This is a genomic window from Kitasatospora sp. NPDC048365 (assembly GCF_043200835.1).
Taxonomy (GTDB): Bacteria; Actinomycetota; Actinomycetes; order Streptomycetales; family Streptomycetaceae; genus Kitasatospora; species Kitasatospora terrestris.
In genome coordinates this window covers 206,952-228,595 of the sequence record NZ_JBICYJ010000009.1, presented here as the reverse complement: position 1 = coordinate 228,595, position 21,644 = coordinate 206,952, and the positions used below count along the sequence as shown (strand labels likewise).

The 21,644-nt window shown below is 73.1% G+C and carries 21 protein-coding genes and 1 pseudogene; 13 read left to right on the top strand and 9 right to left on the bottom strand.

What is annotated here, in order from left to right; all coding sequences use genetic code 11:
* Positions 1 to 35 precede the first annotated feature (35 nt).
* Positions 36 to 803: an alpha/beta fold hydrolase gene (locus ACGFX4_RS12185; protein ID WP_393072332.1), complete on the bottom strand. Its 768-nt coding sequence runs from the start codon at positions 801 to 803 to the stop codon at positions 36 to 38.
* A gap of 78 nt (positions 804 to 881) precedes the next feature.
* Here ACGFX4_RS12185 and ACGFX4_RS12180 point away from each other — a divergent pair, with 78 nt between their 5' ends.
* Entirely contained in the window at positions 882 to 1,685 is an 804-nt protein-coding gene (locus ACGFX4_RS12180; RefSeq protein WP_393072330.1) for a DNA-formamidopyrimidine glycosylase family protein, read from the top strand.
* Between the two features lie 13 nt (positions 1,686 to 1,698).
* On the opposite strand, the gene ACGFX4_RS12175 is transcribed toward ACGFX4_RS12180, so the two are convergent.
* On the bottom strand, positions 1,699 to 3,054 hold the full coding sequence (locus ACGFX4_RS12175; protein ID WP_393072328.1) for a tetratricopeptide repeat protein: 1,356 nt from the start codon (positions 3,052 to 3,054) through the stop codon (positions 1,699 to 1,701).
* A 216-nt stretch (positions 3,055 to 3,270) separates the two neighbouring features.
* On the opposite strand from ACGFX4_RS12175, the gene ACGFX4_RS12170 reads away from it, so the two are divergent.
* Positions 3,271 to 3,429 carry a hypothetical protein gene (locus ACGFX4_RS12170; protein ID WP_393072326.1) on the top strand — a complete coding sequence of 53 codons (159 nt, stop codon included), beginning with the start codon at positions 3,271 to 3,273 and terminating at the stop codon, positions 3,427 to 3,429.
* 93 nt (positions 3,430 to 3,522) lie between these two features.
* Positions 3,523 to 5,097, top strand: a complete 1,575-nt coding sequence (locus ACGFX4_RS12165; protein ID WP_393072324.1) for an asparagine synthase-related protein — start codon at positions 3,523 to 3,525, stop codon at positions 5,095 to 5,097.
* Positions 5,098 to 5,197: 100 nt separating this feature from the next.
* On the opposite strand, the gene ACGFX4_RS12160 is transcribed toward ACGFX4_RS12165, so the two are convergent.
* On the bottom strand, positions 5,198 to 5,731 hold the full coding sequence (locus ACGFX4_RS12160) for a GNAT family N-acetyltransferase (protein ID WP_393072322.1): 534 nt from the start codon (positions 5,729 to 5,731) through the stop codon (positions 5,198 to 5,200).
* A 248-nt stretch (positions 5,732 to 5,979) separates the two neighbouring features.
* A complete protein-coding gene (locus ACGFX4_RS12155) occupies positions 5,980 to 6,621 on the bottom strand; it encodes a uridine kinase (RefSeq protein WP_393072320.1) in 642 nt (213 codons plus the stop codon).
* Positions 6,622 to 6,692: 71 nt separating this feature from the next.
* Here ACGFX4_RS12155 and ACGFX4_RS12150 point away from each other — a divergent pair, with 71 nt between their 5' ends.
* The 5 genes from ACGFX4_RS12150 to ACGFX4_RS12130 all read left to right on the top strand — a co-directional run bounded on the left by ACGFX4_RS12150 (position 6,693) and on the right by ACGFX4_RS12130 (position 10,752).
* Positions 6,693 to 7,199 (top strand): phosphohydrolase, encoded by a 507-nt coding sequence (locus ACGFX4_RS12150; RefSeq protein WP_393072318.1) that lies wholly within the window; start codon positions 6,693 to 6,695, stop codon positions 7,197 to 7,199.
* Positions 7,200 to 7,321: 122 nt separating this feature from the next.
* On the top strand, positions 7,322 to 7,495 hold the full coding sequence (locus tag ACGFX4_RS12145) for a hypothetical protein (RefSeq protein ID WP_393072316.1): 174 nt from the start codon (positions 7,322 to 7,324) through the stop codon (positions 7,493 to 7,495).
* Positions 7,492 to 7,779 carry a dsRBD fold-containing protein gene (locus ACGFX4_RS12140; protein WP_393072314.1) on the top strand — a complete coding sequence of 96 codons (288 nt, stop codon included), beginning with the start codon at positions 7,492 to 7,494 and terminating at the stop codon, positions 7,777 to 7,779. Before ACGFX4_RS12145 ends, ACGFX4_RS12140 begins: the two co-directional genes overlap by 4 nt.
* 193 nt (positions 7,780 to 7,972) lie before the next feature.
* Positions 7,973 to 9,640 carry a serine/threonine-protein kinase gene (locus ACGFX4_RS12135; protein WP_393072312.1) on the top strand — a complete coding sequence of 556 codons (1,668 nt, stop codon included), beginning with the start codon at positions 7,973 to 7,975 and terminating at the stop codon, positions 9,638 to 9,640.
* A gap of 17 nt (positions 9,641 to 9,657) precedes the next feature.
* The gene (locus ACGFX4_RS12130) at positions 9,658 to 10,752 is read left to right on the top strand and encodes a hypothetical protein (RefSeq protein WP_393072310.1); all 1,095 of its coding nucleotides are present in this window, start codon (positions 9,658 to 9,660) and stop codon (positions 10,750 to 10,752) included.
* Positions 10,753 to 10,807: 55 nt separating this feature from the next.
* On the opposite strand, the gene ACGFX4_RS12125 is transcribed toward ACGFX4_RS12130, so the two are convergent.
* The 3 genes from ACGFX4_RS12125 to ACGFX4_RS12115 all read right to left on the bottom strand — a co-directional run bounded on the left by ACGFX4_RS12125 (position 10,808) and on the right by ACGFX4_RS12115 (position 13,295).
* On the bottom strand, positions 10,808 to 11,542 hold the full coding sequence (locus tag ACGFX4_RS12125; protein WP_393072308.1) for a CHAP domain-containing protein: 735 nt from the start codon (positions 11,540 to 11,542) through the stop codon (positions 10,808 to 10,810).
* A 78-nt stretch (positions 11,543 to 11,620) separates the two neighbouring features.
* Positions 11,621 to 13,045, bottom strand: a complete 1,425-nt coding sequence (locus ACGFX4_RS12120) for a PQQ-binding-like beta-propeller repeat protein (RefSeq protein WP_393072306.1) — start codon at positions 13,043 to 13,045, stop codon at positions 11,621 to 11,623.
* Positions 13,017 to 13,295, bottom strand: a complete 279-nt coding sequence (locus ACGFX4_RS12115) for a hypothetical protein (RefSeq protein WP_393072379.1) — start codon at positions 13,293 to 13,295, stop codon at positions 13,017 to 13,019. The genes ACGFX4_RS12120 and ACGFX4_RS12115 overlap by 29 nt, the downstream gene beginning before the upstream one ends.
* Positions 13,296 to 13,440: 145 nt before the next feature.
* On the opposite strand from ACGFX4_RS12115, the gene ACGFX4_RS12110 reads away from it, so the two are divergent.
* Genes ACGFX4_RS12110 through ACGFX4_RS12100 form a run of 3 tightly spaced genes read left to right on the top strand, consistent with a single transcriptional unit; the run spans position 13,441 to position 17,289 of the window.
* Positions 13,441 to 15,801 carry an FHA domain-containing protein gene (locus tag ACGFX4_RS12110; RefSeq protein WP_393072304.1) on the top strand — a complete coding sequence of 787 codons (2,361 nt, stop codon included), beginning with the start codon at positions 13,441 to 13,443 and terminating at the stop codon, positions 15,799 to 15,801.
* Positions 15,802 to 15,811: 10 nt separating this feature from the next.
* A complete protein-coding gene (locus tag ACGFX4_RS12105; protein ID WP_393072302.1) occupies positions 15,812 to 16,309 on the top strand; it encodes a hypothetical protein in 498 nt (165 codons plus the stop codon).
* A complete protein-coding gene (locus ACGFX4_RS12100) occupies positions 16,306 to 17,289 on the top strand; it encodes a serine/threonine-protein kinase (protein WP_393072300.1) in 984 nt (327 codons plus the stop codon). Before ACGFX4_RS12105 ends, ACGFX4_RS12100 begins: the two co-directional genes overlap by 4 nt.
* Before the next feature lie 8 nt (positions 17,290 to 17,297).
* On the opposite strand, the gene ACGFX4_RS12095 is transcribed toward ACGFX4_RS12100, so the two are convergent.
* A complete protein-coding gene (locus ACGFX4_RS12095) occupies positions 17,298 to 17,789 on the bottom strand; it encodes a hypothetical protein (protein ID WP_393072298.1) in 492 nt (163 codons plus the stop codon).
* 200 nt (positions 17,790 to 17,989) lie between these two features.
* On the opposite strand from ACGFX4_RS12095, the gene dacB reads away from it, so the two are divergent.
* Entirely contained in the window at positions 17,990 to 19,603 is a 1,614-nt protein-coding gene (dacB, locus tag ACGFX4_RS12090; RefSeq protein WP_393072296.1) for a D-alanyl-D-alanine carboxypeptidase/D-alanyl-D-alanine-endopeptidase, read from the top strand.
* Between the two features lie 33 nt (positions 19,604 to 19,636).
* Here the strand turns inward: dacB and ACGFX4_RS12085 are convergent, their stop codons facing one another.
* Positions 19,637 to 20,875: a streptophobe family protein gene (locus ACGFX4_RS12085; protein ID WP_393072294.1), complete on the bottom strand. Its 1,239-nt coding sequence runs from the start codon at positions 20,873 to 20,875 to the stop codon at positions 19,637 to 19,639.
* 142 nt (positions 20,876 to 21,017) lie between these two features.
* Between ACGFX4_RS12085 and ACGFX4_RS12080 the strand changes: the two are divergent.
* Positions 21,018 to 21,644, top strand: a pseudogene (locus ACGFX4_RS12080) (hypothetical protein); the annotation flags it as partial.

Below are 21,644 nucleotides of genomic sequence, written 5' to 3'. Positions count from 1 at the left end.
CGCGCCGGGTGGGCCTGCGCCGGGTGCGCCGACGCTCACCGCGCCGGGTGGGCCTCCGCCAGGTACGCCAGGAGCAGCTCGGTGACCTCCGCCGGGCGCTCCAGGCTCGGCAGGTGGCCCGCCCAGTCCAGCAGCACGGGCCGGCTCCCGCCGCCGAGCCGGCCCGGCAGCTCGCGCGCGATCTCCACGAAGTCCGGGTGGTCGAACGCGCCGCCGACCACCAGGGCCGGGGCCTGCACGTCCGCCAGGTCCACCTCGGGCCGGGTCGGGCCGACGTCCTGCGGGCCGGCCAGCTGCACGTCGAAGGAGTGCCGCTGCATGGTGCGCACCAGCTCGCGGGTCTCCCCGTCCACCTCCGGGCCGAGCCACGTCTCCAGGTTCAGCTCCACCGCGCCCGCGACGTCACCGGCCTCCAGCAGCTCGTCCTCCCGGGCGCCGAACTCGCGCAGCTTCGCGCTCGGCTCGTGCCCCGGCACCGCCGGGCACAGCAGCGCCAGCGCCGCCACCCGCTCGGGCCGCAGCGCGGCCAGGTTCAGCGCGATCCGCCCGCCGTACGAGGAGCCGACCACCGCGGCCCGCTCGATCCCGAGCCCGTCCAGCAGGTCGGCCACGTCCTCGTGCTCGGCGTACGGCCCGTCCGGCATCGGCGTCTCGCCGAACCCGCGGAAGTCGCACCGCACCACCCGGTACCCGGCATCCACCAACGCCGCCCACTGCGGCTCCCACATCCTCCGGTCGCACACCGAGGAGTGGAGCAGCACAATCGCAGGGCCCTGACCAGCCACGTCATGAGAAAGAGTCACCGACGCACCTTAAACGACCGATCCCCGACCGTCCGTCGAATATCCCCGTGTGTCCGGCCGCCGGGGCATGATGGGGGCGTGCCCGAGGGTGACAGCGTGTACCAGGTGGCCGCGCGGCTGCACGAGGTGCTGGCCGGGCGGGTGCTGACCGCCGCCGACCTGCGGGTGCCCGCACACGCCACCGCCGACCTCGCCGGACGGCTGGTGCTGGAGACCGTCCCGCGCGGCAAGCACCTGCTGACCCGGTTCGACGGCGGGCTGACCCTCCACACCCACCTGCGGATGGACGGGCGCTGGCAGGTGTTCCGCGCGGGGGAGAAGTGGAGCGGCGGCCCGGCCTTCCAGATCCGCGCCGTCCTCGCCACCGAGGAGCACACCGCCGTCGGCTACCGGCTGCCCGTCGTCGAACTGCTGCGCACCGCCGACGAGTCCGGCGTCGTCGGCCACCTCGGACCCGACCTGCTCGGCGCCGACTGGGATGCCGACGAGGCCTGCCGCCGGCTCGCCGCCGACCCCGCGCGGCCGCTCGGCGAGGCCCTCCTCGACCAGCGCAACCTCGCCGGCATCGGCAACGTGTACGCCAACGAGCTCTGCTTCCTCGCCGCCGTCACCCCGTGGACCCCGGTCGGCGACCTCACCGTCCTGCCCCGCCTGGTGGCCCGCGCCCACCAACTCCTCGACTTCAACCGGATGCGCCACGGCCACATCACCACCGGCGACCTCCGCCCCGGCCGCACGCACTGGGTCTACGGCCGCGCCCGCGACACCTGCCGCCGCTGCGGCACCCGCATCCGCACCGCCCCCCACGACCGCGACCGCCCCGCCTACTGGTGCCCCCACTGCCAGCAGGGCCCCACCCCGTCGCCCGCACCCCGCCGCTGACCGGCCCTGTGCCTCAGCCCAGGCTGAGCTCCGTTGCCCGTTGTGCCAGGTCGGCCGCTCCAGGGATGCCGCGGCGTTGCCAGGTCGCCATCGTGGACCGAATCTTCTTCAGGTCCTTCGTGTGGCGATCCGAGGTAACGCCGTCCATGAAGTCCAGCGACCTGCCCCAGAGGACTACGGCTTCGTCGTGCCGTCGCTGCGCTGCAACAGCGAATGCCAGGTTCCCGAGGGTGAGAGCGTGGATGCGGCGGTACGCCTCGGGATCACGTCCTGCGAGCGCGGCGCGGTGGTGCTGCTCGGCAGCCCTGTGGTCTCGCAACTCGCTCAGCGTCTTGGCTGTGTGGGACGCCACTGTGGCTGCCACCGGGCCCGTGGCGGCCGTGAAGGTGGCTGCAGGGGCAGAGGTGTCCGATGCGGCGCTCTCGGCGGCCAGGAGGGCCTGCGCGGCTTTCTCGCCCTGGCCGGTGGCGCCGTACGCGCGTGCGCTGGTGATCAGCAGAAGTGCCTCGGTCTGCCGGTCCACCTTTCCGGAAGCGCGCCGCAACGACTCTTCGGCCAGCTCCACGCAGTACGCGGGTTGGTTGAGGTTCAGCGCCTGGTGCGCCAGGGCCCGCATCATCCACGCCCCGTGACCTGTGGGATCGGATTCGCATGCCAACTGGTAGCCGAGAAGGTAGTAGCGCTGGGCCACACCCTCACGGCCGAGGTCGTGGTACTTCCATGCGGCCAGGTAGGCCAGCTCTGCCGCTGCACCGTACGCGTCCCGCCTCACGGAATCCGACGGGTACGACCCCTGAAGCATGGGCACCACGGTGTCGGTCAGATATGTCGTCACCGTACTCAGCCCGTGGCCGCCGCCAAGACGTTCATCGGCTGCGGTGAACACACCGGTGATGTGACGGACAGTGGAGATCTCATCGGCGCCGACCCGGCCCCCCGTCCGGGCCGCCCTCAGCGTGGCCGCGACGGCCTCGTGATCGTAGGTCAGGGGAAGGCCAACAGCTGCAGTGGCAAAAGCGGCGGCAAGGAAGTCACGACGGCTCTGCATCATTGCTCTCCCGAGGTCGGCGGCGCTGGCCAGCGGGTCGGCGGACATGGCCTCCCCGGTTTCCTCCGACCCTAGTCCGATCTCCGCGGCCGTGACCTTGCGCCTGGCCTTCCTGCTCAGGGCTTCCGCGAGGAACCCGGACGTGCGTCCGGTCGGCGTTCCACCGGATACCCAGTACGCGATGGCCGACGGGGCTGTGGCCAGGGACTCTCCGGCTTCGGCGGCCACCGCGCGAACCTCCCGGGCGAGGGAGACGTACGTGCATTCAGCTTCGGCGATCACGCCGGCGAGCGCGCTGTTGGGCGTCCTGTGGTCAGTCAACTTCGTCCCCCGGAGGCGATCTTGAACGAATTGAACGGGCTTGAGGGCTCATTGCCATGCCTGCGAAGAGTAACCGGATGTTCACTGATCGTGCGGCGACCGAATGAGAGGCACACCCTGCCGGGTCGCAGCCAGTGCCGGAACCCCGGTACTGGGCCTGTCCGGGTGACTTGTGCACTCGGACAGGCCGACGTTGACCGAGCGACGGAGATCTGAGTGAACATCACCGACGAGCGCATGCTCCTCGACGCAGCCGGCCGGCTCTTCGGGGACGAGCCGGTCTACGACATCGTCGACACCACCGACCGGTACTCGTACAAGAAGATCGCCGGGTCCAGCGACACCAACCAGACGTACGACAGCACACGGGTCTGACCTTCTCGAAGGTCCTGCCGCAGCGGAGGTGAACCGCCCCCGCTGCGGTAGGTGCTGTCCCCTGAATCGTCGTCCCTGAGGGGAGCAAGGCGGATGTTCAACCTTCGGATCAATCCTGCCGACCTGGCCCGCGACACCTGGAACTGGTCGGCCGGCCGATGGAGTTGTGGCAGTTCCTGGATCGTTCCTTACCGTCACCCGCTGACCGACCAGGTCGCTTTCACCGACGGTGAGCGCACCGCGCTCGTCTCGGCGACTCGCACGACAGGTACTTCGCGCAGAAGTCCCGAGGTCGGGGTCATCGGAGAGGGCTTCGACAAGGTCGTGGCTGCTCTCGTCGAGGACCGTGATGACTGGGTGGTGGTGCAGACGTGTCGCGATGGTTCGGTGATGATCACCACCGGCACCGCGTGTACCGTCCCGCAGTACCTTGCAGCCGTCGGTGGTGTCCTCCACGGCTCGTGGGATTTGGTCGGCCTGCGCGATCAGCAGAGCCCGGACAGGCTGGACCCGCTGGCCGTCACCCGACACCTCGCGCTGCGCACCAGGTACTCCCACACCACGTTCTGGGAAGACGTCCGACTGCTGACCGAGCGGGCCACGGCCCACTTCACTCCGGACGGCAAGACCGTTTTCCGGTTCCCGGAACCTGCACCCCATACCCGCGCACGGGAACTGAGCGAGGGCGCCGACCCGGTGCCGGTGTTCCTCGATCTGCTCGACATGGCAGTGGCCAAGTTGCCATGGGAGGGCTCGAGTACCGGTGTCCAACTCTCCGGAGGAATGGATTCCACCGTGGTCGCGCTGGCTTTGCGCACGGCTGTTCAGGGTGCAGGCGTGACGGCCGGGGCAGTTACGCTCGACGGGGAGGTGGGCAGTCAGCAGCGGAGACGCCGGCGGATGATCCTCGATTACATCGGCTCCGGATGGTCCGACGTGACCGTGGACGCACTGGACCACCTGCCGTACGGCGCGGCGTCCTGTTACTCGCGGGGTCATCTGGAGTCTCCGCACGGAGATATCTACGTGGACGCACTCGATGCCTTGTCAGGGCACTTCGTGGACAATGGTGTCGACACCGTGTTCACCGGGATCGGTGGTGACGAGCTGATGGCTGTCACTTCCGCCGAGGAGCCCGGAGGCTGGGGATGGACTGGGGTGGCCGTGCCGCCGTGGCTCGGCCCTGTGGCCCGTGACTTGCTCCCTGACGTGGACACCGGGATCACTCCTGCCTCAGTTGTCCCAGAGACCGCCCTGATGGCGAAGTCTGTCGCCGCTTCCTCGCTCCTGCGACGCGGAATCTGGCCGATGCATCCCCTCACCGACCCCACCCTGGTTCGGCTCTGCGAGTGGCTACCGAAGGAATGGCGTGGCCGCAAGCGATTGATGCGCGAGATCATCAGTCGTACGGGCATGTCGTCTCTCGTCGCACGGCCGCCCCTGCCGGAGAACTTCGAGGGCGTCATTGTTCCGGCCATGCGCCGCTACGGGGCCCCGCGAATCCGTAGGATCCTGGCAGACGGTTCTCCCCTGATCGATGCCGGGCTGCTCGATCCGGGCGGGCTGTCGGGCGTCGCCGCGAGGCTGGAGAGCGGGGGGCTCCTGCTCCCCTCCGACCACGAGGTGGCCTTTGTTCTCCTCGCGGACTCGGCCCTCACGAGACGCTGACGTGCCTGATCGGCCCTGAACCGTGACTGTTCATGGAGTCACGGGCAGCGGTCAGGCCTTCCGAACGAACATGGAAGACCTGACCTCGGCGCCGTGGGAGCTACAGACCGCGACCCGTCATCAGTTCAGGAAGCCCAGGCATGCGGGTGGCGCGGCGCTGGAGCATGAAGACCTTGTCCCCGCGCAGGTCCGCCACCCGTAGCAGATCCCAGCCCTGGGCCACTTGGTAGTACCGGGACAACTGCTCCTGACCGGTTCCCCGGCGCACCCACTGAACTCCGTCCCTCGCTGCCCGGTCCAGGGCCCACCAGGCGATCAGCCGACCGAGCCGGTGCGGGTTCGGCCGAGTGAAGGTCGTGACCAGGAACAGGGACGACTCGGCTCGCTCCGTCTCGGTGAATCCCCAGTCCGGGAGACCGTCGGTGCCTAGGACCGTGGTGAATCCGACGACGCCCTCGGTCCGGTGCTCGAGAACCCACACCGGTTGGCCGGGATCGGCGGCCTGTGCGGCGAAGAAGTCGGCGAGGTCCGCGCATTCCCCGAGCCCGCGCTCGGACAGCCAGGCCGACCTCTCGCACACCACCTCGGCCACGGCCGTGCTGTCCGCGGCCGTCGCTGCCCGCATTTCGTACATGATCGTGTCTCCTTCGGCACACCCGAGGGCAGCCTAGGGTTTTCCGCAAGATCAAGTCCGAGGCTCGCGCGGACAGCCGATCGCGAGGATTTCGCTTCTGCGCTGTGCGCGGGTGGATTGCTTCGATCTCGGGGTTGCGGTCGCTCCTGGCCGTCGCCGGCGCCGACCGGGCCTTCACCCTCAGCCCGAGCATCCGCGCCGTACTCACCGCGGAGGCGGGCGGGGGCGTCGGACGGCGGAGATCCCGGTCAGGTGCGTTCGACCAGGGCGGGGTGGCGGAGGTCGTCGGTGCGGACGGTGAGGTCGGCGAGGTCGGTGGGGCCGGTCTCGTCGGCGTAGCGGGCGAAGGCGGGGAGGGTCCAGCGCTCGTCCTCGGGGGTGCGGCGGGCGAGGGCGCCGGGGGAGAGGGAGAGGTGGACGGCCAGTTCGAGCGGGAACCAGCGGCCGAGCAGGAGCGGGCCGTCGAGCAGCAGGACGCCGCGCGGCGCCAGCTCGACGTACCGGGCGCGGCTGGCGCGGTCCGCGGCGGCGTCCCGGAAGGTGGGCAGGACGCGTCCGCTGCCGCCGGGTTCCAGCGGGTCGAGGACCTCGCGGAGCAGCGCTCCGTCGTCGAGCCACAGGTCGTGGTAGGCGTCGGCGTCGTGCTTCCCGTACTCCAGGCGGACGGAGGCGGGCCGCAGGAAGTCCGCCGCGGAGACCCGCAGCACCGGTCGGCCGCGCAGTCGCAGCGGCTCGACGAGCGCGTCGGCGAGCTCGCCGGGCCGGGCCGCGGGCGCGCCGTCGATCGCCACCCGCAGCCGCCGGTCACCGGGGTCGAGGGCGTCGATGCGGTCGGCGAGCAGCTCGGCGAGGCGTTCGGGCGAGATCGGGGTCACCTGGACGTCGGGCACGCTGGAATCCACTCCTTGTCGTCAAGTCGACTATATTGCGGGGAAGCTGAAGACCCGTCCAGGAGAGCCACGTGACCACGCTGACCCTTGCCGAGGTGGACGCCCTCGCCGCCGAGGCCCACGCCGGGCAGACCGACCGGATCGGCGTGCCGTACGTCGAGCACGTCCGCGCGGTGGCGGACGGGGTCGCCCCGTTCGGCACCGGGCTGCGGATGGCGGCGCTGCTGCACGACGTCCTGGAGGACACCGCGCTGACCGCCGACGACCTGCTGCGCGCGGGTGTGCCGGCGGCGGTGGTGACGACCGTCGTCCGGGTGACCCGGGTGTCCGGCACGGGGTACGAGGAGATGCTGCGCGAGGTCGTCCGCGACCACTCCGCCACCCTCCTCAAGATCTCCGACAACGCCCACAACTCCCACCCCGACCGCGCCGCGCACCTGCCCGAGGCCGACCGGCTGCGCCTCGCCGAGCGCTACCGGGCCGCCCGCGCGGTGCTCTGGCCGGCGGTCGCCGTGGAGGACGTCCGGGCCGTGGTCGGGCGGGTCAACCCCGCACTGCTGGCGGAACTGCCCCGGTAGGTGGCCGCGCGGGCGGCGCGGGAGCACGCTGGTAGGGAGCAACGCGTCCGGCGGGCCGGATATGCCGCCCAGCGGCGGGCCGGCCCCCGGACCGGCAGAACCGCGAACACCGGGAGCCGACCATGTCCGACCTGTCCGACCGGATGAACGGCAAGGCCGACCGCGACGAGGACGACGTCCGCGCGGCCGACCCCGAAGAGGGCATCACCTCGTACCAGAACCTGCACGCCCAGGAGGAGTCGCTCGCCGAGGGCGAGCCGTGGGACGAGCCGCAGGCCGAAGACGGCGCGCGATGAGCGGCTCCGCCGCCCACCAACCGCACGTCACCGAGTGGGCGGTCCGGCTGAGGGTCACCGAGGACGGCGACCTCACCCGCGCCCACGCCGCCCTGGACACCGGGGCCGGCACGGTCGAGTCCGACGCCGAGGCGCGCCGCAGCCCGCTCGACCCCGCCGACCCCGCGATCGGCGACGAGCTCGCCGCCGGACGCGCCCTGATGGACCTCGGCCACCAGCTGCTGCGCGCCGGATCCGTCGCCGCCGAGGCCGCCGACACGGCCCGCCGCCGCGACACAGGGTGACCGTGTACGTCCCATCCGCCCGCGGCAAGGACTGCCCGCGGGCGGACAAGTAGTGTGCGAAACAACTGAATCGTGACCTGCCACCCCGGCGGGGTCGGAACCCCCCGGACCGCGATAGCGTCACTGCCGGTGACCGCGCGCCCGTGCGGACCACGCGACGCCGCCCAGGGTGGACAGACAGGTGAACCAGGACATGCCCCCGACCCAGCCGACACCCCAGGACGCCCGCTGGGAGCTGCCCGACTACGCCCACGAGCGGGAGCTCGGCGCAGGCGCCTCCGGCCGCGTCGTCCTCGCCCGCCACCTGGCGACCGGCACCCCCGTCGCCATCAAGTACCTCACCGCCGCCGGCTCCGAGCACGCCGCCTTCCGCACCGAGGCCCAGCTCCTCGCCACCCTCGACTCGCCGCACGTCACACGGCTCTACGAGTACGTCGAGGGCCCGCACGGCGCCGCCATCGTGATGGAACTCGTCGACGGCATCTCGCTGCGCGACCTGCTCAACGCCGAGGGCGCCACCGGCCCGGAGGCCGCCCTCACCGTCCTCAAGGGCTCCCTGCTCGGCCTCGCCGCCGCGCACAGCGCCGGCGTCGTCCACCGCGACTACAAGCCCGGCAACGTCCTGGTCACCGTCGACGGCGAATCCAAGCTCGTCGACTTCGGCATCGCCGTCCGCAGCGGCGAGAAGGACACCGTCGTCGCCGGCACCCCCGCCTACATGGCCCCCGAGCAGTGGGCCGGACAGCCCGCCTCGCCCGCCACCGACGTGTACGCCGCCACCGCCACCTTCTTCGAATGCCTCACCGGCGCCAAGCCGTACGCCGGCACCACCGTGCTCGAACTCGCCGTCCAGCACACCGAGGCGGAGATCCCCGACACCGAGGCGCCCGAAGCCCTCCGGCCCCTCATCCGGGCCGGCCTCGCCAAGGCCGCCGAGCAGCGCCCCGAGGGCGCCGAGGCGCTCGTCGCCCAGCTGGAGGCCGTCGCCGGCGCCGCGTACGGCGAGGACTGGGAGGAGCGCGGACGCCGCAAGCTCGCCGCGCTCGTCGCCGTCCTGCCCCTGCTGCTGCCCGGCGCGGGCGGCGAACCCGCCGCCGGCGGCACCTCCTTCGCCACCACCGTCCTTCCCCCCGGCGCCCAGCCGGGCCCCGGCGGCGGCACCGGCCTCCCGCGGGTCGGCCGCCGCGTCCCCCTGATCGGCGCGGGCGTCGCCCTCGTCCTGATCGCCGGCGGCATCGCTGGCGTCGCCGTCGCCGGCAGCCACGCCTCCGACAGCACCACCAAGGTCGCCGCCCCCGAACTCACCACCACCTTCGGCGCCCCCCTCCCGACGGACTCCCCGACCGCGACCGACTCCGCCGCCCCTTCCCCCTCGGCGTCGGCGTCCCCGTCCGACTCGGCCTCCGCCTCGCCGTCCGCCTCCGCGTCGACGAGCCCGACCAGCCTGCCGTCCGCCTCCCCGAAGGCCCCGCCCACCACCAGCGCCCCCACCACGACCCCGCCCGCCCCGCCGACCACGACCCCGCCCACCACCACGGCGCCGCCGCCCACGCCGGCCGTGACCAGCATCGCGATCAGCACCACCTGCAAGGGGTACACGCTGGTCGCGACGGTCACCGGTAGCATCACCCCGGCCGGGAGCGTTCCCGCCAACATCACCTTCTACGTCCCGCTGGGCGCGGGCCAGAAGGTCCTCCACGTCACGCCCGTGACCCTCACCGCGATCCGCGGCGGCCGGTTCACGGCGACTGCCGAATGGTCGTTCTCCGACTACGTCGGCTACACCTGGGGCGCCAGTGTCGCCGCAGCGACGAAGGGGCAGAACGCCTCCACCACCAACAGCTGCACAGTCATCCGCTGAGAGGGACGGACCCACTGATGAGCACCACCCCGACCGGGCCCGAGGGCACGACGCCGCCCGGACTGACGCTCGGTCCGGTCCGCAAGCCGGAAGCCGAACCGGCCGTCCCGCCGCAGCTCACTGCCGCCGAAGCCGCCGACCAGACCGTCCGTCTCGGCGGCAAGCCGGTGCCGGAGGCGGACCACACCGTTCAGCTGGGTGGCAAGCCCGCTGACGTCGAGTCGACCGTCCGCCTGGGCGGGACCGACCCTGAGTCCACCGTCCGTTTGGGCGGCAAGCCCGTTGACGTCGAGTCGACCGTCCGCCTGAGCGGGGCCGACCCGGAGGCGACCGTCAAGCTCGGCGGTTCCGACCCCGAGGCGACCGTCAAGCTCGGTGACCCGGCGGCGACCGTGAAGCTGCCGCCGGCCGTTCCGGTGGACGGCGATGCCACGGTGAAGCTGCCGCCCGCCGGGTCCGTGGACGCCTCGGAGGCGGGGACGGTCCGGCTCGACCCGGGTGCGGTGGCCGCGGGTGTGGCCGCCGTGGCCGGTTTCGAGAGCGCCACCCACCTCGACCCCGAGGTGTGGACCACCCCCGTTGCGGAGCCGACGCCGACGCCGACCCCAGCGCCGGCCGCCGCCGAGGAGGAGTTGCACCGCTTCGGCCCCGGCGTCCCGCCGCTCGCCGCGGCGGCGTGGCACGGCACGGACACCCCCACCGAGCCGGTGGAGCCGAAGCGGCGCCGCGGCCGGTGGCTGATCCTGCCGCTGGTGCTGCTGCTGGGTGTGCTGGGCTGGCTGGGCTGGGACCGCTACGGCAAGCCGGTCACGGTGTCCGCGGTCGAGGTCCGCACGGACGATGCCGGGCCGGCGTGCGACGGGACCGCGGTGATCACCGGAACGGTGGAGACCGACGGTGGCCAGGGCGTGGTGGAGTACCGCTGGGTGCGCAGCGACGGCACGGACTCGGGGACGCTGCGCCAGCAGGTGTCGGCCGGTCGGCACCGTACGGACGTGGTGCTCCGCTGGACCTTCCAGGGCAAGGGCGAGATGCAGGCGACCGCCACCCTGGAGGTGCTGTCGCCGTCGAGCCGTTCGGCTGCCACCACCTTCACGTACACCTGCCGCTGACCGAACCGGTGCCCCGTCGCGAGGAAGCTCCTCGCGGCGGGGCACCGGCATGTCGTCAGGCCGTGTGGTCGGGGCTGGTGTCGCGGCGCGGCCCGGGCAGGTCGGTAGCGGGCAGGTCGGTGGTGCCGGGCTCGGCGGTGGGCGGGGTGGGCTGGGCGGGCGGCCCGTCGGCCGTGGTCGTGGCCTCGGCCGCCTGGGCGTCCGCGGGTCGGGCCGGGGCGGGCAGGTCGGTGGTGCGGGACGGGGTGCCGGGCAGGTCGCGGATGTCGGCCTGCTGGCCGAAGTAGGTGATGCCGGGGCGGCCGCGCCAGGCGGGGTCGGCGCAGACGAGTCCTTCGGGGTAGGCGGGGTAGCCGTAGGACTCGACGTAGTCGGAGCGGCGCCGGTAGGTGCGGCGGTAGACGCCGTCGCCCTGCGGGGAGCCGTCGGCGTTGGTGTTGCCGGCGACGACGGTGATGGTGGTGGCGGTGTAGGCGGTGACCACGCCGGTGTGTTCGCCGCCGGGGCCCCAGGGGTTGCCGTCGGCGCCGAAGAAGACCTGGGCGCCGACGGCGGGGTAGACGGAGAGCCGGCCGTGCCGGCGGAACCAGTCGCGGCCGACGGCGCAGGACGCGGTGTCGGGGAAGTACGCGGCGTTGCCGCTCTCCCGGGCGACGGCGCTGACGAAGTCGGCGCACCAGCTCTCGGCGGGCCGCCCGACTTCGGCGGAGAAGCGGTTGGCGTTGCCGGCTCCCTCGCGGTAGCCGATCCAGTGTTCTGCCCGGTTGATCATCGCTCGCGCGCTCACCATGTCCTCCGAGTGTTCCGAGGGGACTCCGCCGTGTGGCGGTTTCCCTGCGAACGAACGACACCGACTTGGAGTAACGGCTCAGCGGGTGCGGAAGGCGGTGACGCCGTCCGCGGTGCCGACCAGCACCTGGTCGCCGACCAGGACGGGCGAGGCGAAGTTGGGCACTTTCGCGCCGACGTCCACCGTGTGCAGGACCTGCCCGCTCGCCGGGTCGACGGTGTCGAGCGTCGCGGCCCGCCAGTCGAGGACCCACACCGCGCCGCCGCCGACCACGGGCGATCCGCCGCGGCCGAGCGGCAGCCGCCAGTCGACGTGCAGGCTCGCGTCGGCGCCGACGGTGAGCCGGACCAGGCCGTTCTCGCAGGGCAGGTAGACGGTCGAGCCGTCGACCGCGGCGCCGCCGAACGCGGGGCAGATGTCGGCCCGGGCCTTCTCGCCGCCGATCCCGCCGAGGTTCGCGGCGTCGAGCAGGTACGCCGTGCCGCGCTTGCCGACGGCGAGCACGTACGGGCCGACGCGGACCGGGGCGAGCGAGCCGAGGTCGAGGTCGGCGGCGTTGTCCTCGGCCCAGGTGGCGGGTGCGAAGAAGTCGGCGCGGGTCAGCTCGGGGGTGAGCGAGAGCACCGAGTCGGAGCCGTCGTAGCCGCCGCCGGTGGACTCGCCGTTGCCGACGGAGACCAGCAGCCGCCCGCCGTCGACGACGGGTCCGCCGGTCGCCCAGATGCCGCCCTCGCGGCCGGTGGGCACGGTGTACGCGCGGATCTCCCCGGCGCCCGTCGCGGGCACCGACAGCACCGTGCCGCGGTAGTCCCCGCAGTCGCCGTACAGGCCGCCGTACGCGATCACCACCCTGCCCTCCCAGAGGGCGAGCGCGGCGCGCTGCTGGTGGGCGAGCCGGTCGCCGACCGGCGGTTCGGCGTCGCGGCGGACCACCACCTCGCCGGTGGCGGCGTCCAGGCCGGTGAGCTGATGCCGGCCGCCGGCGAGTTCGGCGAGGACGAAGAGCAGGCCGGTCGCCGGGTCGTACACCGGGGTGGAGGTGATGCCGAGCGGGTCGATGTTGCCGCAGGGCAGCTCGGACTCCCGGGCGGGGGCGCCGAGGTTCCGGCTCCACAGGACCGTGCCGCCGGACGGGTCGAGCGCGTACACGGTGTTGTTCTCGGTGGCGGCGAGCACCCGGCCGCCGACCAGCAGCGGCTGGCCGTAGACGGCGCCGTCCAGGCGGGCGGCCCAGGTGCGGACGGGCGCGCCGGCGGCCGGCAGGTCGGGCACGGTGCCGGTGCGCAGCGCGTCCCGGTGGTACTGCGTCCAGTCGCCCGGCGCGGCGGGCGTCGGGCCGCGCGGCCCGGCGGTGAGCTCCGACGGGCCGGGCGAGGTGCCCGTCCCGCCGTTCGACGTCCCGGGCGGGCCGCCGGAGCCGGAGGCGCAGCCGCCGAGCAGCAGTGCGAGCGCGCAGACGCCCGCCGACAGCGGCTCAGCCCAGCGGCGCCGTGGCACCGCCACCGGCCTTCATGCCCTCCACCATCCGCTGGTGGACCTCCCGCGCCGTGTGCTCGTCGGTGGCGGGCACCGGACTGCCCTCCACCGTGAACCAGTCCAGTGCCCCGCTGTACTGGACGGTCAGTCGCGCCTCGCCCTCGATCCAGGTGGTGTGCAGCGTCAGATCGCCGGTGATCACACCGATCTCCACGGTCTTCACCCCGCCGGTCCCGGCATGGATGCCCTGCGTCGTCCACGTCGCCCAAGTGTTCACCAGCACCGCTCCCATCGTGCCGTTCGGCGTCGTCGGTCACCGACCCCACAGGTACCCAGCCTCGCCGCAGCGGCTCCCGCTGTCACCCGGACGGCTGAAAAGCGCCCCCCGGGCGGGTGCCGACGGGCGGGTCTAGCATCGTCGTATGGGAGAGCGAGAGTTCGCGCTCACCGCTCCGCAGCTCGTACTCGAGACCGACGGCGACTCACAGGTGATGAGCCCGAGTCGCAGCTACGCCGTCGGGCGGGATCCGGCGAGTGACATCGTGTTCACCGACCCACGGGTCTCCTGGCACCACGCCGTCCTGCACGTCGGGGACGGTCACTGGGTGCTGGACGACGACGGCTCCACCAACGGGACGTTCTGCGAGGGGCACCGGGTCGCGCACCTGGACGTGGGGCCCGGCACCGTCCTGTGGTTCGGCAGCCCGGCCGACGGACCGTGCTGCCGGCTGGCCGCGCTGCCCGAGCCCACGGCGCTGTCCGCCCCCCGGCAGCCGTCCGCGCTGACCGCCATCACCGGCTCGTTCCGGCCACCGACCACGGTGCGGCCGCTGCCCGCCAAGGTGGTGCGGATCGGCCGTGCGCCGGACAACGACCTGGTGGTGGGCGACCTGTCGGTCTCCCGGCACCACGCCGAGCTTCGCGCGCGGGCCGACGGGCGGTACGAGATCGCCGACCTGGAGTCGCACAACGGCACCTTCGTCAACGGACAGCCGGTACTCCAGGCCCTGGTCGGGCCCGGCGACCTGGTGGGCATCGGACACTCGGTGTTCGCCCTGGTCGGCGACCAACTGCAGGAGTTCGTCGACACCGGCGACATCGACCTCGACGTGGAGGGCCTGGTCGTCCAGGTGGCGGGCGGGAAGACGCTGCTCGACCAGGTGACCTTCCCGGTCGGCCAGAAGTCCCTGCTGGCGGTCGCCGGACCGAGCGGCGCCGGCAAGTCCACCCTGCTGAACGCGCTGACCGGCCTGCGCCCCGCCGACCACGGCACCGTCCGCTACGACGGCCGCGACCTCTACCGCGACTACGCGGAGCTGCGCAGCCGGATCGGCCTGGTGCCGCAGGACGACATCCTGCACACCCAGCTGCCGGTGCGCCGCGCCCTCGCCTACGCCGCCGAACTGCGCTTCCCCGGCGACACCGCGCCCGCCGAGCGGGCCGCCCGGGTGGAGGAGGTGATCGACGAACTCGGCCTCACCCAGCGCGCCGACCAGGTGATCTCCAGCCTCTCCGGCGGCCAGCGCAAGCGCGTCAGCGTCGCCCTGGAGCTGCTCACCAAGCCCTCGCTGCTCTTCCTCGACGAGCCGACCAGCGGTCTCGACCCGGGCATGGACCGCTCGGTGATGCAGATGCTGCGCAACCTCGCCGACGACGGACGCACCGTCATCGTGGTCACCCACAGCGTGCTCAGCCTGGACCTCTGCGACCGGCTGCTGCTGCTCGCCCCCGGCGGCAAGATCGCCTGGTACGGGCCGCCCGGCGAGACCCTGGAGCACTTCGGCTACCGGCACTGGCCGGAGGCGTTCGAGGCGTTCGAGAACGAGCGCGACCGCGACTGGTCCGGCCAGTTCCGTTCCTCCCCGCCCTACCGCCGCTACATCGCGGGCGTCACCGAACGCCCCGCCGCGATCCCGGTGCCCGAACCCGACCCGCAGGCCGCCGTGCCCGCCCCGGCCAAGCCCAAGCCGCGCCGCTGGCGCAAGCAGGTCGGCACGCTCTGCCGGCGGTACGCCAGCGCGCTCTCCGCCGACCGGACCTTCCTCGCCGTGATGATCGCCCTGCCGTTCGTCATGGGCGCCATGGCGCACGCGCTGGCCGGCTCCAAACTGGACGAGTCCACCGCGCTCAACGCGCTGCTGATCCTGTGCGTCGGCGGCGTGCTCACCGGCGCCGCCAACGCGGTCCGCGAGCTGGTCAAGGAACGCACCATCTACCAGCGCGAGAGAGCCGTCGGCCTGTCCAGATCGGCGTACCTCTGCTCGAAGATCATCGTGCTGGGCACGGTCACCGTGGTGCAGTCCGTGGTGCTCACCATGGTCGCCCTCGCCGGCGTGAAGTTCCCACCCGGCACCAGCGGCAACTTCATGCCGCCGCTGCTGGAGATCACCCTCGCCGTGGCGCTGCTGTCGGTCACCGCGATGATGCTCGGCCTGGTCATCTCCGCGCTGGTCAAGAAGGAAGAGGTGACCATGCCGCTGCTGGTCCTGGTCGCCATCGTCCAGGTGGTGTTCTGCGGCGCGCTGCTGGAGCTCAACGGCGTGCCCGGCCTCAACCAGCTGTCCTGGCTGATCCCCTCCCGCTGGGCACTGGGCGCCATGGCCTCCACCATCGACCTGCCCAGCGTCGTCCCCGGCACCCTCACCGACGACCCGCTGTTCCGGCACACCAGTGGCGTCTGGCTGCTCGACATGGGCATGCTGCTGGCCCTGGCCGTGGTGTACGGCCTGGTCGTCGCCCGGCTGCTGCGCCGGCACGAGCCCGCCGTGATGCGGAAGCAGTAGGGAGTGGCGGATGACCGCACCCTTCGAGTTCCGGCCCACCCACGTCGCCCCCGGCGACGGCCTGCAGACCTGGACCGGCCCCGACCCGTCCCGCCCCTCGGTGCGGCTCGACCCGCTGCTGCCCCTGCAACTCCTGTCCACCAGCGGCAACTGGGCCCGGATCCTGTGCTCCAACGGCTGGTCCGCCTGGGTCGACGGCCGGCTCCTGGTCGCCCTCCCGCAGCACCCGCCCGGCACCGGCGAAGCGCTCGGCACCGGCGAGGACCCCCGGCCGCTGCTCGCCGCCCTGGAACGCTCCCTCGCCTCCTACCGCCGGCTGCTCGACGACTGGGCGGCCGGCCGGATCGACCTGGAGACCTTCCGCGACGGCACCCGCAACCTGCGGCTGGGCGCCGTCCTGGACGGCGCCTCCGCCTGGCTCCTCGACCTCGACCAGGGCCGCTGGTACTACTGCGACGGCACCCGGCTGCAGACCTACGCCACCGTCGACAAGGACGGCGCGGCATGACCACCGCAGCCCGCACCGACCTCACCGGCCACCAGCTGGCGGGCTACCGGCTGGAGAAGCTGATCGGCCGCGGCGGCATGGCCGTCGTCTACCGCGCCGAGGACCTGCGGCTCGGCCGGATCGTCGCCGTCAAACTGCTCGCCCCCGAACTGGCCCGCAACGACGTCTTCCGCAAGCGCTTCGCCCGCGAGTCCCGGATCGCCGCCGCCATCGACCACCCCAACATCGTCCCCGTGTACGAGGCCGGCGAGGCCGAGGGCGTGCTCTACATCGCCATGCGGTACGTCCGCGGCCGCGACCTGCGCGCCCTGCTCGACCGGGAGGGCCCGCTGTCGGTGCGGCAGACCGTGCGGATCGCCATGCAGGTGGCCAGCGCCCTGGACGCCGCGCACGCCCGCGAACTGGTCCACCGCGACGTCAAACCCGGCAACATCCTGATCGCCGAGGGCACCGACAGCGACCACCCCGAGCACGCCTACCTCACCGACTTCGGCCTGACCAAGAAGTCGCTCTCGCTGACCGGCCTGACCAGCGTCGGCCAGTTCGTCGGCACCCTGGACTACGTCGCCCCCGAGCAGATCTCCGGCAAACCGGTCGACGGGCGGTGCGACGTCTACAGCCTCGGCTGCGTGGTCTTCGAGATGATGGCCGGCGGGCCGCCCTACCAGCGCGACGACGACCTGGCCCTGCTCTGGGCCCACCTCAACGACCCGCCGCCCCGGCTCGTCGAACGCCGCCCCGACCTGCCGGAGGCCGTCGACACGGCCCTCGCCAAGGCACTCGCCAAGGCGCCCGACGACCGCTACGGCAGCTGCCTGGAGTTCATCGGCGCGCTGCGCCTCGGCGAGGCCTCCGCCCCGTCGCCCGCCGCCGCGACCGCCGCACCCGAGCCCACCGCCGTGGTCCGCGAGGTCCCGGAGCCCGAAGGGCCACCGCCCCCGCCGCCCTGGGCCTGGCCGGTCTTCGGCGTGACGGGCTGAGCGCCCCGTCAGAGGACCTCGGTCTGCTCCGGGGTGACGCAGTAGGAGTAATCGCCGACCTGCACGGTGTAGCCCTTGGGGGGCTCCAGGGAGGCCGTCCACCAGAGGCCGGTGACCTCCCCGACCGCCTCGGTCGGCCCACCCGCCGCGTCCGGCTCCAGGCGGACGCGGACCCGGGTGCCGTCCGGCAGGTCGCTGCGGTAGCGGGGCGGCATGCCGGGCCGCAGCCCGCCCCGGGAGACCAGGAACTCCGGCCGCAGCCCCCAGGGACTGCCGTCCTCGGTCTCCACCGAGTAGCGCGGGCCGACGGTGCCGTCGTGCTCGTCCCGGTCGACGACGCACCCGACGACCACGCCGCGGGTGCCCACGATGTCCGGCCCGAGCCAACCGAGCCGCGGATCCGGCGGGTCCGGCGTGGTCAGTTCCACCAGCTCGCCGTAGGCCAGCGCGGCCTGCTCGGGCCAGGGCGTCTCGTCCACCGGCCACCGGTGCTCGGCCATCGTGACCGCCTTCCGTTCATGATCTCGACGGCCCACCCTAACCAACGGCGGGACGGTCGACCGATCGGATGACATTCGGGCCGGACACCGTCAGCTTGCCGTCGGGCAGCCGGAATCCGCAGGTGAGGGTCCCTACGATGCCGCCGAGAGCGCCCGGTGCGCAGCGTGCGACGGGCCCCGATCCGAGAACGGCGGAACGCATGAGACCGACGAACCGCGGCCGGCTGCGCGCCTGGGCCGCTGTCGCAGCCGCACTCCTCACGGTGACCGGTGCCGCCTCCGGCGCCCCGGCGTCGGCGCACGAGGAGGACGACCTCGGCCCCGCCATCGAGGCGATCATGCACAAGCCCGGCTACGAACACGCGCAGTGGGGCGTCCTGGAGATCGACACCACGACCGGCGAGGTGATCCACTCCCGCTACGCGAACCAGTTCTTCGTCCCCGGCTCGACCACCAAGCTGGTCACCATCTCCTCCGCCTGGCACACCCTCGGCCCCGACCACCGCTTCACCACCCCGGTCTTCGCCACCGGCACCCGCAGCGGCTCGACGCTCGACGGGAACCTCGCGATGGTCGCCCAGGGCGACCTGACCATGGGCGGCCGCACCAAGCCCGACGGCTCGGTCGACTACACGGACATCGACCACACCGAGGCCAGCCTGCCCGGTGCCTCCCTCACCCCCGAGAACCCGCTCGCCGGCCTGGACCAGATCGCCCGGCAGGTGCGCGACGCCGGGCTCACCCGGGTCGAGGGGGACGTGATCGTCGACCCCCGGCTGTTCACCCCGCCGGCGCTGGACCCGCAGCCCGTCCCGATGATCGTCAACGACAACCTGATCGACCTGCTCTCCACCCCCACCACGCCCGGGCAGCCCGCCCAGCTGCTGTGGCGCCCCCAGGTCGCGCCCTACCAGGTCACCTCCACCGTGCAGACGGTCGCCCCCGGTGGGCCGACCGACATCCAGGTCGCCACGTCCCCCGACGGCACCCAGATCAGCCTGACCGGCACCATCGCCGCCGACGCCCAGCCGCTGCTGAAGGTCTCCGCGATCCAGGACCCCAACGCCTTCGCCCGTACCGCGCTGATCGAGGCCCTCGGCCGGGCCGGCGTCACGGTCGCGGCCGCCCCGACCGGCCCCAACCCGGAGGGCGCCCTGCCCGCCTCGTACGACGGCGACCCGCGGGTGGCCGCGTACGTCTCCCCGCCGTACAGCCAGTACGCCAAGCTGATCCTCAAGGTCAGCCACAACCTCGGCGCCAACCTGGCGCTGTGCAACATGGCCGTGCTGCACGGCAGCAAGGACTGCTTCGACGCCTTCCCGATCGAGCACGAATTCCTCGCCGACGTCGCCCACGTCGACCCGACCCAGTTCACCGTCGCCGACGGACGCGGCGGGGTGGCCTCCGACCGGGCCACCCCGATCGGTCTCACCCAGATCCTCGGCTACTGGCTGGGCACCCCCGACGCGGACGCCTTCCGGCTCTCCCTGCCGATCCTCGGCGTCGACGGCAGCAACGGGATCTCCTGCACCACCGACTGCCCGGCCAAGGGCAAGGTCTTCGCCAAACCCGGCACGATCCTCGGCCTCGACCGGCTGAACCAGCGGATCCAGGTCGGCGCCCAGGAGGAGGCCGGTTACCTGCAGACCGACGACGGCTGCCTGCACCTGTTCTACATCGGCGTCAACGGCGCAACCAGCGCCGACCTGCAGAGCTTCATCGGCATCTTCGACGACGTCAACCAGATCTCCGCCCTGCTGCAGGAACAGGCCTCGCAGCGCGAGCGGACGAGGGGAGCACGGGCAGGGAAGTGACAGTCGGCCCCGCGCCGTCGCGCGCGGGGCCGCTCAGTCGGTGGTGGGCGGGCGGCGGAAGCGGTTGGCGAGGGCGCCGCCCGCGAAGCCGGCGGCCGCCCCCCACGCGGCGGCCAGCGGGACCGTCCGCCACAGGTCCGGCGTCAGATCCGCCGCGCCGTCGCTGCCCACCAGGCCGAGCAGTGACAGCCCGTACACCGCCGAGATCCGGGTCGCGACGCTGATCAGGAGCAGCGCCAGCGCCATGGCGACCGCCAGGTGGACCGCATGCCGCCAGGCCGGCAGCCGGACCGGCGTACGCCACGCCACCGCCGCACCCGCCAGCAGCACCAGCACACCCGCCAGCGGAAGCAGCAGCCACGCCCGGGCGTCCTGGGCCGCGAGCGTCGACAGATCGAGCGTCACGTTCTCGCGGGAACGCAGCACACCCGACAGGGCCTCCGGGAACGGCAACCCCAGACTGCCCGGCAGATGCCCGTGCCACGACCCGCCCAGGCCCACCCCCAGCGCCAGCCACGCCACGTTCGGCAGGCCCAGCAGGACCACCGCCAAGGTCTCCCGCGGCTGACTGCCGACCACCAGCGCCACCACGCCGGCCACCAGACCCAGCACCACGTACACCAGCGCCAGCGTCAGCACCGCGTGCGCCGCCGGACGGACCCCCACGTGGAACCGCACCAGGCGCGCCGGGAGCGGCGCCCGCCGGGAGACCGCCAGGGCGATCAGCAGCACCACCGCCAGCCACAGCAGACCCCAGCCGATCGCCGGACCGGGATCGACCTTGAACCCGACCACCGGCTCGGCGTCGAACGCACCGCCGATCTCGTCCAGCAGCGGGTCACCCGTCGACACCGTGAACGTGTGACCGGCGGCGAGCGACAGCAGCAGGACGGCGACCGTCCAGACCACGGCGGTCTGCGCGGCGCGTAAGCCCAGCTCACGGGCGGTGACCACGGCATGCGAGCGCAGCGGCCGCAGGAACAGCGCACCCGCCACCAGCGCGCCCGTCAGACCGACCGAGAGCGGCAGCGCGGTCACCCCGCCCTGCGCCGACGCGACGAACGCCGCGCCGCCGTCCAACCGCAACGGCGCACCCATCGCCATCAGCACGGTCGCGCACACCACCGCACCGAATCCGCCGCCCGGCAGATCCGCGGCATGGGCCAGCCAGAGGCCGACCGACGCGACAAGCAGCATCGCGGCGAACGCGGCGACGGTCACCAGCAGCGCGGACAACCAGCCGCGCAGCGCGACCGGGGAGCTCTCGGGCACCCTTCCAGCTTCCACCGGACGATCGACGTCGGCGAGTTGCAGGGCGTCGGCGAGTTGCAGGGGCGGCCGGATCGGCGCAGACAATTGAGACGGGACCGCACCCGCGGGCCCGCGGGGGAGTCCCCGATCGGGAGGAAGTCCGGTGAGTTCCCAGCCGCCGACCGACCAGACACCCGAACCGCCCGAACAGCCGGACGGCGACCCGACCCGGCGCGCGGCCACGCCGCGACCCGAGCACGACGCCACCCGCGTCGTCGCGAGCGGACAGCCGACCGAGGTCGCCGACGTGCCACCCGACGAGGACGGCGAGACCGGCACCACCGAGGTGGTCGGCCGACCTGCGGACGCGGTGGGCGACGACGCCGACGAGCCCGACGAGCGGGACGAACGCGACGAGGGCGACGAGGGCACGGCCGTGACACCGGTGGTGGCGGCAGCGGAGGCGCGACCGCCGGAGCGCGAGGCCACGCAGGTGGCGGACAGCGAGCCGCCGGACGTACCGGGGCCAGGGTCGAGGACCGGGACGACCGAGGTGGTGGGGACGCCACCGGTAGCCGAGCCGACCGCGGTGGCGGACGTGCCGGGCGGTGGGCCCGCGGCCGGGCACGGGGAGACACAGGTGGCCGGCGGTGAGCCGACGGAGTTTGCGGCCGAGCCGCCGTCGGAGCCGGGGGCCGGTGGGCCGGTGGTCGGGCACGAGCCGACGGAGCTGGCTGCTTCGCCGTCGGGTGGGCCGGGCGAGGAGACGGAGTTTGCGGCCGAGCCGCCG

Bases quoted from the DNA above. Each gene is read 5' to 3' on its own strand.
- ACGFX4_RS12125 (WP_393072308.1), bottom strand. From the start codon at position 11,542: ATGGTGAGCGCGCGAGCGATGATCAACCGGGCAGAACACTGGATCGGC.
- ACGFX4_RS12165 (WP_393072324.1), top strand. From the start codon at position 3,523: ATGTTCAACCTTCGGATCAATCCTGCCGACCTGGCCCGCGACACCTGG.
- ACGFX4_RS12145 (WP_393072316.1), top strand. From the start codon at position 7,322: ATGTCCGACCTGTCCGACCGGATGAACGGCAAGGCCGACCGCGACGAG.
- ACGFX4_RS12105 (WP_393072302.1), top strand. From the start codon at position 15,812: ATGACCGCACCCTTCGAGTTCCGGCCCACCCACGTCGCCCCCGGCGAC.
- ACGFX4_RS12110 (WP_393072304.1), top strand. From the start codon at position 13,441: ATGGGAGAGCGAGAGTTCGCGCTCACCGCTCCGCAGCTCGTACTCGAG.
- ACGFX4_RS12160 (WP_393072322.1), bottom strand. From the start codon at position 5,731: ATGTACGAAATGCGGGCAGCGACGGCCGCGGACAGCACGGCCGTGGCC.
- dacB (WP_393072296.1), top strand. From the start codon at position 17,990: ATGAGACCGACGAACCGCGGCCGGCTGCGCGCCTGGGCCGCTGTCGCA.
- ACGFX4_RS12135 (WP_393072312.1), top strand. From the start codon at position 7,973: ATGCCCCCGACCCAGCCGACACCCCAGGACGCCCGCTGGGAGCTGCCC.
- ACGFX4_RS12130 (WP_393072310.1), top strand. From the start codon at position 9,658: ATGAGCACCACCCCGACCGGGCCCGAGGGCACGACGCCGCCCGGACTG.
- ACGFX4_RS12100 (WP_393072300.1), top strand. From the start codon at position 16,306: ATGACCACCGCAGCCCGCACCGACCTCACCGGCCACCAGCTGGCGGGC.
- ACGFX4_RS12095 (WP_393072298.1), bottom strand. From the start codon at position 17,789: ATGGCCGAGCACCGGTGGCCGGTGGACGAGACGCCCTGGCCCGAGCAG.
- ACGFX4_RS12140 (WP_393072314.1), top strand. From the start codon at position 7,492: ATGAGCGGCTCCGCCGCCCACCAACCGCACGTCACCGAGTGGGCGGTC.